Source organism: Polaribacter sp. HaHaR_3_91, assembly GCF_019278525.1.
Classification (GTDB): Bacteria; Bacteroidota; Bacteroidia; order Flavobacteriales; family Flavobacteriaceae; genus Polaribacter.
In genome coordinates this window covers 1711618-1724660 of record NZ_CP058986.1, presented here as the reverse complement: position 1 = coordinate 1724660, position 13043 = coordinate 1711618, and the positions used below count along the sequence as shown (strand labels likewise).

Annotated in this window: 12 protein-coding genes and 3 tRNA genes; 6 read left to right on the top strand and 9 right to left on the bottom strand. The window is 30.4% G+C overall.

The features are described 5' to 3' along the window. Positions 1 to 70: 70 nt before the first annotated feature. Genes H0I27_RS07225 through H0I27_RS07215 form a run of 3 tightly spaced genes read left to right on the top strand, consistent with a single transcriptional unit; the run spans position 71 to position 3693 of the window. A complete protein-coding gene (locus H0I27_RS07225; protein WP_218733169.1) occupies positions 71 to 2092 on the top strand; it encodes a histidine kinase in 2022 nt (673 codons plus the stop codon). A gap of 4 nt (positions 2093 to 2096) precedes the next feature. Beyond that, positions 2097 to 2942 carry a metallophosphoesterase gene (locus H0I27_RS07220; RefSeq protein WP_218733167.1) on the top strand — a complete coding sequence of 282 codons (846 nt, stop codon included), beginning with the start codon at positions 2097 to 2099 and terminating at the stop codon, positions 2940 to 2942. Continuing rightward, a complete protein-coding gene (locus tag H0I27_RS07215; protein ID WP_254712825.1) occupies positions 2929 to 3693 on the top strand; it encodes a LytTR family DNA-binding domain-containing protein in 765 nt (254 codons plus the stop codon). Before H0I27_RS07220 ends, H0I27_RS07215 begins: the two co-directional genes overlap by 14 nt. A 99-nt stretch (positions 3694 to 3792) precedes the next feature. Here H0I27_RS07215 and H0I27_RS07210 read toward each other — a convergent pair. Next, positions 3793 to 3876 (bottom strand) — tRNA-Leu (locus H0I27_RS07210). Positions 3877 to 3924: 48 nt separating this feature from the next. Then, positions 3925 to 3997 (bottom strand) — tRNA-Lys (locus H0I27_RS07205). Between the two features lie 97 nt (positions 3998 to 4094). Here H0I27_RS07205 and H0I27_RS07200 point away from each other — a divergent pair. Beyond that, on the top strand, positions 4095 to 4610 hold the full coding sequence (locus tag H0I27_RS07200; protein WP_218733165.1) for a shikimate kinase: 516 nt from the start codon (positions 4095 to 4097) through the stop codon (positions 4608 to 4610). Here H0I27_RS07200 and H0I27_RS07195 read toward each other — a convergent pair. Both H0I27_RS07195 and H0I27_RS07190 read right to left on the bottom strand, forming a co-directional pair. Next, a complete protein-coding gene (locus tag H0I27_RS07195; protein ID WP_218733163.1) occupies positions 4602 to 5105 on the bottom strand; it encodes a phosphoribosyltransferase domain-containing protein in 504 nt (167 codons plus the stop codon). The genes H0I27_RS07200 and H0I27_RS07195 overlap by 9 nt on opposite strands. Beyond that, the gene (locus H0I27_RS07190; protein WP_218733161.1) at positions 5102 to 5482 is read right to left on the bottom strand and encodes an RNA-binding S4 domain-containing protein; all 381 of its coding nucleotides are present in this window, start codon (positions 5480 to 5482) and stop codon (positions 5102 to 5104) included. The genes H0I27_RS07195 and H0I27_RS07190 overlap by 4 nt, the downstream gene beginning before the upstream one ends. An 80-nt stretch (positions 5483 to 5562) precedes the next feature. Between H0I27_RS07190 and H0I27_RS07185 the strand changes: the two genes are divergently transcribed. Next, entirely contained in the window at positions 5563 to 6429 is an 867-nt protein-coding gene (locus tag H0I27_RS07185) for an FKBP-type peptidyl-prolyl cis-trans isomerase (protein WP_218733159.1), read from the top strand. Positions 6430 to 6946: 517 nt separating this feature from the next. On the opposite strand, the gene H0I27_RS07180 is transcribed toward H0I27_RS07185, so the two are convergent. From H0I27_RS07180 to bshB1, 4 genes are all read right to left on the bottom strand, one after another. Then, complete coding sequence (locus tag H0I27_RS07180; protein WP_218733157.1) at positions 6947 to 7543, bottom strand: outer membrane beta-barrel protein; 597 nt, start codon at positions 7541 to 7543, stop codon at positions 6947 to 6949. 49 nt (positions 7544 to 7592) lie between these two features. After that, positions 7593 to 8546, bottom strand: coding sequence for a transketolase family protein (locus tag H0I27_RS07175; RefSeq protein ID WP_068451827.1), 954 nt, complete (start codon positions 8544 to 8546; stop codon positions 7593 to 7595). Positions 8547 to 8915: 369 nt separating this feature from the next. Then, positions 8916 to 8991 (bottom strand) — tRNA-His (locus H0I27_RS07170). A 54-nt stretch (positions 8992 to 9045) separates the two neighbouring features. Further along, positions 9046 to 9762 (bottom strand): bacillithiol biosynthesis deacetylase BshB1, encoded by a 717-nt coding sequence (bshB1, locus tag H0I27_RS07165; protein WP_218733155.1) that lies wholly within the window; start codon positions 9760 to 9762, stop codon positions 9046 to 9048. 379 nt (positions 9763 to 10141) lie between these two features. Here bshB1 and pckA point away from each other — a divergent pair, with 379 nt between their 5' ends. Continuing rightward, positions 10142 to 11752 (top strand): phosphoenolpyruvate carboxykinase (ATP), encoded by a 1611-nt coding sequence (gene pckA, locus H0I27_RS07160; RefSeq protein WP_218733153.1) that lies wholly within the window; start codon positions 10142 to 10144, stop codon positions 11750 to 11752. Between the two features lie 36 nt (positions 11753 to 11788). Here the strand turns inward: pckA and H0I27_RS07155 are convergent, their stop codons facing one another. Beyond that, positions 11789 to 12946: a PLP-dependent aspartate aminotransferase family protein gene (locus H0I27_RS07155; RefSeq protein WP_218733151.1), complete on the bottom strand. Its 1158-nt coding sequence runs from the start codon at positions 12944 to 12946 to the stop codon at positions 11789 to 11791. Positions 12947 to 13043: the final 97 nt, after the last annotated feature.

Genomic DNA, 13043 nt, shown 5'->3' with positions numbered 1-13043 from the left:
TTGTAGATTAGACGCCATTACACAAAACTAAAAATGAGGTAATGGCGTTTTAATTAGTAAGTTTGTAATTATGATAATATTTTTTGAAATTTTATATTCATTAAGTCATTCTGTAAAGGGTATACCTAAGAACCGACTGATTTTATTGTTTTTCTTTTTTTTTATTCTGATAAACCAAACGCATTCACAAAACCTTCAGCTACAAAATTTCTCTATTTCTGATGGATTACCATCTACTATTATAAATGATATTCAGCAAGACGAAATAGGCTATTTATGGCTAGCAACAGATAATGGTTACTCTAAATTTGACGGTGTAAATTTCACCAACTACAAACAAGAAAATGTAAATTGTATTTTTATTGAAAAGAATAAAATTTATATCGGTTTAAAAAACGGACTTCTCGTATTACAGCATCATAAATCTACCTTTTTTGAAAGCAAAGAAATTCTAAAAATAAAATCTATTGACAATAAAATTATTTTAGCCACTGTACAAGGTGTTTGCGAACTAAAAAAAGACACAATACAGCCTATAGAAATACAAAACCAAATAGATTTTTCTATAATTCATGATATCATTTCTTTTAAAAACATTATTTACATAGCTTCTACAAAAGGCTTATGGAGTATAGATAAACTATACAAACCTTTAAAAATGGATAAACTTATAGAAGAGAATACCACTTCCTTTTTAATAAATAATAATCAATTAATTGCTGTAACAGATACTAAGGGATTAAAAATTATTGATGATCATACTGTTTTAAAAAATATCTTAACAATAGAAGACATTTCTTCCATAAAAAGAATAAAAGATGAAATTTGGGTGGCTTCTAAAAAAAATGGGTTAGATATTTTAGATGCCAACACCTATATTTTTAAAAGGAAAATAAACAAATACAATACATTTATTTCTAGCCAAATAAACACTATTTTTAAAGACAAGCAAAACTCAATTTGGATTGGTAGCTTAAATAAAGGTTTATATAGATATAATACCGCTACAGAAACGGTTACACCTAAAGTGTTCATTGAAAATATAGCAGTTAATTATAAATTTATAGATTCCTTAAACGCAACCAAACTTGCCTTAAAACCAAATGAAAACAATATTTCCTTTTCTTTTAAAACAATCGATTTAAAGAATCCTAAAAATATCGAATACCGTTATCTATTAAAGGATGATTTTACACCTTGGAGTCCTCAAAATAAGGTTGATTTTGCTAATTTAAAGTCAGGAAATTATCAATTTACTGTTCAGTCTAAAGAAGGTAGTTTACTTAGTAAAAAAGTATCTTTTTCATTTTTTATTGACACTCCAATTTATCAAAAAGCATGGTTTATAATATTATGTGGCGCAATTTTATGTCTACTTTTAGCGCTTTTTGTTGAGCTGCATATAAGAAAGTTGAATAAAAAAAATCAGAAAAAGATTCATACTTTAAAAGTAGAAAATCATTTACTTACTTTAGAACAAAAAGCATTGCAGTTGCAAATGAATCCGCATTTTATTTTTAATGTTTTAAACGGAATAAAAGCACTTGGCAATTCTGGGAACTCTAAAGAATTAAATAAGACCATTTCACAATTTTCTGTACTTTTAAGAAGTGTTTTAAACAACTCAAGATTAGAAGAAATTAGCTTACAAGAAGAAATGGATACCCTAAAAAACTATTTAGATTTAGAGCAAAAAATGAATTCAATGTCTTTTGAATACGCTATTGAAACCTCTTTAAATAACATCGATTCAGAAGAAATTTTAATTCCGCCAATGCTATTACAACCTTTTGTAGAGAATTGTATTAAACACGCTTTTCAGCCTAATAAAATCGATGCAAAAATTAAACTTCTTTTTGAAATTAGAAATAGATTCTTACATTTTACCATAGAAGATAACGGGATTGGTTTTCATCAGTCTAAAAAAGAAAAAGTAAAATCGAATCATCAATCTGTCGCTTTAGAAGTTACTAAAGAACGAATTCAGCATTTATCGAAATACAACTCATTTTCTATTGAAGAAATAAAAGACAAAAAAGAAGTAAAAGGAACCAAAGTTGGGTTTAAGATTCCACTAAAAACAGATTATTAAAAAAATGGAAAGAAGAAAATTTATAAAAAACACTTTACTTACAGGAGTTGGAGCAAGTATTTTAAGTGGACTTTATTCTTGGCAAATAGAACCTTTTTGGTTGGAATTTGTACACGTAAAAATGCCCATTAAAAATTTACCAAAAAACTTAATAGGAAAAACATTAATGCAAATTAGTGATGTTCATGTTGGTAATAAATTTGATTACAACTATATTATAGATTCGTTTAAAAAAGCACGCCTTTATAACCCCGATTTTGTTGTTTATACAGGAGATTTTGTTTCTTATGAAACACCAGAACAGTTTGATCAATTAGAAGAAGTGTTTAAATATGCCGTAAACGGAAAATTAGGAACTGCAGGTGTTTTAGGCAATCATGATTATGGTATAGATTGGCTAGAACAAGATGTTGCTGATAAGATTTCTAATATTTTAGATAAAAAAAACATTACAATTCTAAGAAATGAACAAGTAAGTTTTAGTGGTTTAAATATATTAGGTATTGATGATTATTGGGGTTCTAATTTTAACCCAACAAAAATTATGACCAAATATGATGCAGAAAAAGCAAACCTTGTTTTATGCCACAACCCAGATGTTTGTGATTTAAATATTTGGAGCAATTACAAAGGGTGGATTTTATCTGGACACACACATGGCGGACAAGTAAAACCTCCATTTTTACCCCCACCTATTCTTCCTGTAGAAAACAAAAGGTATTCTTCTGGCGAGTTTGATTTGTATGATGGTAGAACATTATACATAAATAGAGCACTAGGTAATTTATACCAAGTAAGATTAAATGTAAGACCCGAAATAACCATTTTTGAATTAGATGAAGAAATATAACATGAAAGAACTAACTGCAATTTTAGTAGATGATATGCCAGTAGCACTAGAAATGTTAGCAACTGATATTACTAACAATCATCCAGAGATTAAAATTATAGGAAAAGCAAAATCGGTTGTAGAAGCAGCAAAATTATTGCGCAAACAACAACCAGAGATCTTGTTTTTAGATATTATGTTAGGAGACGGAACAGGTTTTGATATTCTTGAAATTTTTCCTGATTTAAAATCGAAAATTATCTTTGTTACTGCAAGTGATGCTTTTGCTATTAAAGCATTTAAGTTTGCAGCAATCGATTATATTTTAAAACCTTATTCCAATGAAGATTTGGCAGTTTCAATAGAAAAAGCGCAAAGCCAAATTCAGCCAGATAAAGAACAGCTACATGTTTTGCAAGAAGCGGTAACTGCCCCTAATAATAAGCCTAATAAAATATCTTTACATACTTCAGAAAAAATAATTGTTGTAAATATTGAAGATATAATCCGTTGTAAGTCTGATAACAATTACACTACCTTTTATTTTAAAGACAATTCAAAAATACTCGTTTCTAAAACATTAAAATATTATGCAGATATGTTAAAGGAAGTCGGTTTTTTAAGAGTACACCAAAGTCATTTAGTAAATACTACCTTTATTAAAGAGTTCATTAAATCTGATGGTGGTTATCTAATGCTTAGTGATGGATCTAATATTCCAGTTTCAGTAAGAAAACGAACTGAAGTATTGGAAGTGCTAAATTCTTTCTAAAAGAGAGAATAAGGATTGTTTATTACTATTTCAGTTAAAGCTGTTAACTTTAAGATAAATAAAAGAAATTAAACAACTAATACGGAAGAAGTAGTTAAGTGCGCACGAGAAGATTCGAACTTCCACGTTCTTGCGAACACAGCCCCCTCAAGGCTGCGCGTCTACCAATTTCGCCACGTGCGCATTTGTATAAACCAAAAATGTTAAGCATATTGCTTAACATTTTCTTTGTGACCGGGCTGGGGCTCGAACCCAGGACCCTCTCCTTAAAAGGGAGATGCTCTACCAACTGAGCTACCAGGTCATTTTTGTAAACCGGTTGCAAATATACTATCAAACATTGGAATAATAAGCATTAAATTGATTTTTTTTTATAGATATTTGCATAAAAACACAAATAGATGAAAATAGTACTTTTAGGTTATATGGCTTCAGGAAAATCTAGTATTGGTAAACGACTTTCTAAAAAGCTGTCAATGAATTTTTTAGACTTAGATGATTACATTATTGAAAAAGAAAAAATGTCTATTTCTGAAATATTTAAAACTAAAGGAGAAGTCTATTTTAGATTGATAGAAAACAAATATTTAAAAGAAATTCTAGCAAAAGACAAAGATTTCATCCTTGCTTTAGGTGGCGGAACGCCTTGTTATGCAAATAATATGGAAGAAATTAATAATTCTGATGCAAAATCGATCTATTTACAAGGTAGCACAGCAACCATGATAGAAAGATTAATTAGAAAAAAAGCTAAAAGGCCATTAATAGCTTCTTTAGGAGATGATCAAATTCCAGAGTTTGTAGCAAAACACCTTTTTGAAAGACGCCCTTTTTATGAACAAGCAAAGACTATTGTAAAAATAGACAATAAAACTAAAGCAGAAGTTGCGGAAGAATTGGAAAGCTTATTAAGCTAAATAAGCAATTGCTTCATTTGCCGAAAATTCTACTTGTATATGTTCTTTTATAGAAGTAGACAGAGAAATTCCTTTAAAATCTGCCTTAACAGGATATTTTTTATGATTTCTATTTACCAATACAGCTGTTTTAAATCTCTTTAAAGGAACGTCTAAAAAATGCTTAATTCCGTAAATTAGCGTAGTTCCAGAGCTTAAAACATCATCAACTAAAACCAAAGATTTATTTTTATAATCTTCAATATTTAGAGAAGTGGTAATAGGTTTTAAAGGATTTTTTTTATCAATATTAACTTTACAAAGAGTTACTTTTAAAGGTGATATTTCTTGTAAAACTTCCATTAATTTTTCAGCAAAAATAAAGCCATTACCTACAATACCAGCAAGAATAACTTCTTTCTCCGAACTATTTGTTTCATAGATCTGATAAGCAATCCTTCTTATTTTTTGAGAAATTTGCAATTGATTTAATATAATGCTACCTGATGTTGTCATATTTCTTCTGTTGTATCTTCTTGATAATCGTCTATATCTCGCCTGTCTTTTTTGGTTGGCCTACCTGTACCCTTTTTTCTGTAATAGTCTTTAGCGTATTTTAAGAGGTCTGTTTTCTCAAACTCCTCTTTAGGCGTTACATCTTTTCTATAAAGATCTACTATTTTAGCTCCAACTCTACTTTCCGGTAAATCTAAAACTTTTATTTGATAGTTTATTTGATTTTTTCTTACTAAAATCAATTCATCTCCAAACACTTCTTTAGAAGGCTTTAAGCTTTTATTATCTATCTTAACTTGCCCTTTCTTACATGCTGTAGATGCTAAACTTCTTGTTTTAAAAATTCTAATACACCACAAATATTTATCAATTCTCATATAAATAGTTAAAATATAACGTTTGTCTTTTTACAAAGGTATAAAATTGGTAAATTGCACGCTCAAAAATTATAGATTAAATGAATAAAATTAAAAGTATTTTTGCATTTACAATTATTTCAATTGTATTATATTCCTGTAGTAACACAAGTTCTGTAGCAGTAGATGATTTTGATTATGAAGCACAAGCTTTAATAGATAATGATACTTTAGTTCTATTTTTAAAAAATCATTATTTTGATACTTCTGTAGACTCTGTAAAAGCAATAGTAGCAGGCCAAACACCTCTTTATGAAACAGTAAGAACCATGAATATTACTGAAAATGATATAGATTATAAACTATATTATTATGTAAATAGCGAAGGTACACCTAGTATAGAAAAAGGCTACCCTACAGTAATGGATTCTGTTTTTGTAAAGTATTCTGGTCAAAGAATTGTGGCAACAGATAGCATTAGTACTGTTTTTGACGCTAACGATGGTGTATGGTTTACGCTTAATGGCGTTATTAGAGGTTGGTCTCATGGTTTTACGAACTTTAAAGGCGGAGACAATGTAACTGAAAACGGACCTATTACTTATGAAAATGGAGGAAAGGGAGTTTTATTTATTCCTTCTAGCTTGGGATACGGAAATATAGGAAGTGGTAGTATTTTAGCAAATGAAAGTATTTTCTTTTATATTGATTTATTTGATTTTGTAAAGGACACCGATCATGACAATGATGGAATTCCTTCTATAATGGAGGACCCTGATGGAAATGGAGATCCTAGAGATGACGATACGGATTTAGACGGTGTTGCTAATTATTTTGATGCTGATGATGATAATGATGGTGTTTCCACTATAAATGAAGATGCAAACGGTGATGGAAATCCTGCTAACGACCGTAACGATCCTAACAATCCTGACTTAGCGGATTACTTAAATCCTGATATTAATTAAGGAATTGAAAAAATAACAAAGAACTCTTGATTTCTCAAGAGTTTTTTTTTGTCCTAATTTTTCACTTTTCACCAAAACAACGATATTAGAAACTTTAATAAATAGAGTTGATAAAAAAACTTAAATAAGCACATTAAAAAAGGTTGATATACTTCTTCATATATAATCTTATCAATTGAATACACAGTACTTTAGAAATGTTTTAATGGATAAATAGTAACTCTAAAGATTTACAGCTTTTAAATGAATAGAGTTTTCATCAACATAACCATTTTAAGGAGTTTTAGATACATCTAGCTTAAAACATCACAAACCGATTTTACTAAAGTTAAAATAGAAATACACAACTTGTTGCCTAATATCCACTTTATAAAATCGTAGAATAAATAATAATAGAAAGAGGATTCTAATACCTAATAAACACCTAAAGTTCTATTATACCTATATGGAAAACAACAGAAAACAAAAAAGCTCTTGAAAATTTCAAGAGCTTTTTAATATTAAATATCCTATTTGTTTACAACTTTAAAGAAAGTCCAAATATTATTTGATTCGTTCTGTTATCTACGGTAAATTTATCAGCAAACTTAGCTTCGTTTCCAGATAAACCTCTTTCCCAACGTACATCTATACCTATATTACCAAACTCTACTCCAGCTCCCATTTGAAGTCCTACAGAGAACTTATCAAGTTCATCAGAAGTCAAATCTTGAAAAGTAATTTCATCATCTAAAATGTATTGAAAAGAAGGACCAATAAAAACATTTGCAAATCCTAAGAATTTTTTACCTACTAAAACAGGTACATCTAACTTCTTAAATGAATAATCCTCTGAACCGATTGCTTGCTCAAACTCTGTTTTAACTTGTGTATAAACAATTTCTGGTCTTAAGTATAAACCACCTAAAACAGGAATATCTCCTCTAAACCACAAACCTACATGATAACCAGTCTTAGCTTCTGCTCCATCTGCAATATCATTTGCAGAGTCTTTAAAGGCGTCTTCTCCTGCATTATTATAGTTTACACCTGCTTTTAAACCAAAATCTATCTGAGCATTTGAAAATTGTGTAAATCCAACGGCCAAACAAAACATTAAAATTACTTTCTTCATCATTTATTATTTTAAGTTACTATTAAAGATCTTTAAAATACTAACGCTTTTATTTTCTAGAAATTACTTTTTTAACAGCTTTTACAACTGCGGCAGCATCTAAACCATATTTAGCCATTAATTGTTCTGGTGTCCCAGATTCTCCAAAAGTATCATCTGTAGCAACAAATTCTTGAGGTGTAGGTGTGTTTAAAGCCAACGTTCTTGCAACACTCTCTCCTAATCCACCTAATTTATTATGCTCTTCTGCAGTAACAATACAACCAGTTTTAGCAACAGACTTTAAGATAATATCTTCATCTAAAGGTTTAATGGTATGAATATTAATTACCTCTACAGAGATTCCTTCTGCTTCTAATTGTTCGGCAGCTTGTAAAGATTCCCAAACTAAGTGTCCTGTTGCAACAATAGTTACATCTGTTCCTTCTGTTAATTGTATTCCTTTACCTATTTCAAATTTTTCATCTGTTGGCATAAATACTGGTACTTTCGGACGACCAAAACGTAAATATACAGGTCCATCAAAATCTGCAATTGCAATTGTTGCTGCTTTTGTTTGGTTGTAATCACACGTATTAATTACGGTCATTCCTGGTAACATCTTCATCAACCCAATATCTTCTAATATTTGGTGTGTTGCGCCATCTTCTCCTAAAGTAACTCCTGCATGAGATGCACAAATTTTTACGTTTTTACCAGAATACGCCACAGATTGACGAATTTGGTCATACACTCTACCTGTAGAAAAGTTAGCAAATGTACCTGTAAAAGGAATTTTACCTCCAATTGTTAATCCTGCAGCAATACTAATCATATTTGCTTCTGCAATACCAATCTGGAAAAATCTCTCAGGGTTTTCTTCAATAAATTGATCCATTTTTAAAGAACCAATTAAATCTGCACATAAGGCAACTACGTTTGGGTTTGTTCTACCTAATTCTGTTAAACCATCTCCAAAACCTGAACGAGTGTCTTTTTTTTCTGTGTACGTGTATTTTTTCATTATAAATTTGTTGTGTTGTAAAATTTGCGTAAAAATAAACTTTTATTTTACTTTAGAGAAGAGAAAACACATAATAGGTAAAGACTTTTCTAAATATTACAAGCAAGCTTGATAAAAAGCATAGATAAAAGTATTTTAAATTGGTTTTTAGTTTTTTTTAACCAACAGTTCATCATTTTATAAAACATCATCAGAAAAAAGTAAGGACACAAAAAAACCTCTTATTTCTAAAAAACTTTATTTTTTTTTGGGGATGGAAGACGGGACTCCTTTCGACTCAGCTCAAAACAAACTTATCGTCCCAAACTAATTTCAAAAAAACTATGGGCACAAAAAAAGCTTCTTATTTCTAAGAAGCTTTGTTTTTCTGGGTGGAAGACGGGACTCGAACCCGCGACACTCGGTACCACAAACCGATACTCTAACCAACTGAGCTACAACCACCATATAATTGCGGCTGCAAATATATATCTTTTTTCTAATTCAACAAAATAAAATATTAAATTAATTTACTTAAATTTTCTACAGCCACATAACGCTCTGTAGTAAAGCCTTCTGCAGATTCCACTCCAATCAATCTTCCTAAATCTTTTGCTCTATAATCTACACTATCTGTAAAATTCTTACTTGTAATAGGTGTTTCAGGCTCATTACTTGTTGGATCATAGAACTGAGAAGTGTAGGCTAATACAGATTTCTTCTTAATATCCATAAACCCGGTAACATCAATTACAAAGTCTGGAGTTATATTTTTCCATTGTATATAATGATATACTAATTTTGGTCGCCATTTTTCTTGCAACTCTCCTCCTACTTCTGTTTCAATTTTTAATAGACCACTTAAAAAGCATGCATCAGAAACTAAACTACTTCCTTTTGGGTGATCTATATGACGATCATCAACAGCATTACACAAAACAATTTCTGGTTGGTACTTTCGTATCATTTTAATAATGGCTAATTGATGCTTTTTATCATTGGTAAAAAAACCATCAGAAAACCTTAAATTTTCACGTACAGAAACCCCTAAAATCTTTGCTGAATTAGCGGCTTCAATATCTCTTAAATCTGCAGAACCTCGAGTACCTAATTCGCCTCTAGTAAGATCTATAATTCCTACTTTTTTTCCTAAAGAAATTTCTTTTGCAATAGTAGCTCCACAACCCAATTCTACATCATCTGGATGGGCCCCAAAAGCCAAAATATCTAATTTCATATATAATGTACTTATTTAATATAAATTAATTTTTTATCAGTTTTTACTATAAAAAACATTCTGTTGTCTTAAAATAGACAACAAATTCATCGTTTTATTAATTAATCTACAACAAAACAATAAATTGAATCATCAAAAATAATCATTTTTTAAAGAAACGTAATAAGAAATTATTTCTATTACGTTTTCGTATTTAATTTTATATAAAGTGGGCATCTTTTTGTTAGGATTATCATAAAAATTTGCTGTTCGGCGCCAGTATGATATATGTCATAAAACAACCTCTATAATGTGAGTAATTTTACAGTATAGAAAAACAATAATATAAAAGCCAACAAATTGGCAATTGTAATACACATTAATTAATAAATATAAAATTATGGAAACCAACAGAAACATGGAAACCTACGGATTAAAAAACGTAACTGTAAAATGGAACTTATCTCCTGCTGAACTTCAAAAAATTACTATTGAAAAAGGAATGGGTAAAGAAACCAAAAATGGAACTTTAGCTATTAATACAGGTAAATTTACTGGTAGATCTCCTCAAGATAGATTTATTGTAAAAGATGACTATACAGCAGACAAAGTTTGGTGGGGAAAAACCAACAAACCAGTTTCTCAAGAAAACTTCGATAAATTAAAAGCGAATGTTGTAGATTACTTATCTAACAGAGAATTATATGTAAGAGATGGTTATGTTTGTGCAGATCCAACTTACAAAACAGATATTAGAACAGTAACAGAATATCCTTGGTCTAGTTCATTTGTATTTAACATGTTCTTAAGACCTTCTGAAGAAGAGTTAGCTAATTTTGATGAAGAATGGTTAGTTTTATGTGCACCAGGTTATGTTTGTGATGACCCAAAAGCGTACGGAATTCGTCAAGGAAACTTCTCTATCATTAACTTTACAGATAAAATTGCTTTAATTGGAGGTTCTGCTTATACAGGAGAAATTAAAAAAGGTATTTTCTCTGCATTAAACTTAGTATTACCAGTAGAAAGAGATGTATTACCAATGCACTGTTCTGCAAATGTTGGTGAAGATGGAGATACAGCAATTTTCTTCGGATTATCTGGAACAGGAAAAACAACTTTATCTGCAGATCCAAAAAGAAAATTAATTGGTGATGATGAGCATGGATGGACAGCAGAAAACAATATCTTTAACTTTGAAGGTGGATGTTATGCTAAAGTAATTGATTTATCAGAAGAAAAAGAACCAGATATCTTTAGAGCAATTAAACCAGGCGCTTTATTAGAAAACGTAGTATTCAATAAAGATGGAGATGTAGATTATATGGATAGCACAATTACACAAAACACACGTGTAAGTTACCCAATTTATCACATAGATAACATTGCAAAACCTTCTTATGCAAGTAACCCTAAAAATATTTTCTTTTTAACTGCAGATGCTTTTGGTGTATTGCCTCCAGTTTCTAAATTAACTCCTGGACAAGCTGCATACCACTTTATCTCTGGATATACTGCTAAAGTTGCAGGTACAGAAGCAGGAATTACAGAGCCAGTACCATCTTTCTCTGCTTGTTTTGGTGAGCCTTTTATGCCATTACACCCAACAAAATACGCAGAAATGCTAAGTAAAAAAATGACTGAAGCTGGTGTAAATGTTTGGTTAATTAACACAGGTTGGTCTGGAGGTCCTTACGGAACTGGTTCTCGTATTAAATTAAAATACACAAGAGCAATGATTTCTGAAATTTTAAACGGAAGTTTAGATAACATCGAGTTTGAACAACACCCAATTTTCGGATTATTTATGCCAAAATATTGCCCTAACGTACCAACAGAAATGTTAAACCCAATGAATACTTGGATAAACAAAAGTGCATATATTAGTAAAGCAATTCACTTAGCACACTTCTTCCACTTAAACTTTGAGAAATTTGCAAATGAAGCATCAGAACACATTATTGAAGGTGGACCATTAATTGACGAACACCACCAATTAGATCACATGTAAAATTTATTATTCCTTTTTACATTAAAAGCAAAGAGTTTAACTCTTTGCTTTTTTTATTGCTTGTAAAATATCTTCAATTAAATCTTCTGATTCCTCTATACCAACAGAAAAACGAATTAAACCATCTTTAATTCCTCTTGCCAAACGCTCTTCTACACTTAATAAAGCGTGTGTTGTTTGTACAGGACTTACTGTGGTACTTTCTAAACCTGCTAAACTCATTGATGGTTTTATCAATTGTAAATGATTCTGAAATTTCATTGCATCAATTCCTTTAGATAACTCAAAAGACATCATTGCTCCAAAACCTTTCATTTGTTTCTTTGCCAATTCATACTGCGGATGACTTTTTAATCCGGGATAATAAACCCTATCAATGTCTGCGTTATTTTCTAAGAACTCAGCCATTTTTTGGGCGTTTTTAGTCTGTTCTTTTACACGTAAATTCAGTGTTTTTAAACTTCTTTCTAACAACCAAACGGTTTGATCACTTAGATTTCCTCCAAAATTGATGGCCGTTTTCCATATTCTTTCAATATGCTCTGTAGTTGCGGCAATGGCTCCTGCAGAAATATCAGAATGACCTCCCATATACTTAGTAGCAGAATGCAACATAATATCAATTCCGAAATCTAAAGGATTTTGATTTATAGGTGATGCAAACGTATTATCTATCATTGTTAGTATACCATTTTCTTTTGCCAAAGCAGCAATTGCTTTCATATCTGTAATACCTAATAACGGGTTAGAAGGCGTTTCTATATACAAGACTTTTGTGTTTTCTTTAATTAAAGCCTTAAAATCTTCCACTTTATCAGATTCTGTAAAAGAATATTCTATTCCGAATTTATCAAATTCTGAAACTATAAAATTATAAGTTCCACCATAAATTACTTGCTGTATAACTACATGATCTCCTTTTTGTAAAAAAGCAAATAATGCTGCAGAAATAGCTGCCATTCCAGAACCAAAAATTAAAGCATCCTCTGTTTTTTCTAAGGCAGCAATTTTCTTGTGCAACATTTCTTGATTTGGCGTGTTAAAATAACGCGGATAACGTTTAACATCTACACCATCAAAAGCATAAGAAGTAGATGTGTAAATAGGAGAAACAGCTCCTTTAAACTGTTCGTCTTTTACTTCTCCAACGTGAACACAAGTAGTATTTATTCCTAGTTTCTTAGATTCTTTCATTTCTATCATTATTTTATGATTGCTAATTTAGTAATTCCTTGTGCAATCCACTAAAAAAACAAATATCTTCACAGAATAGAATATTTTGTATATAAAT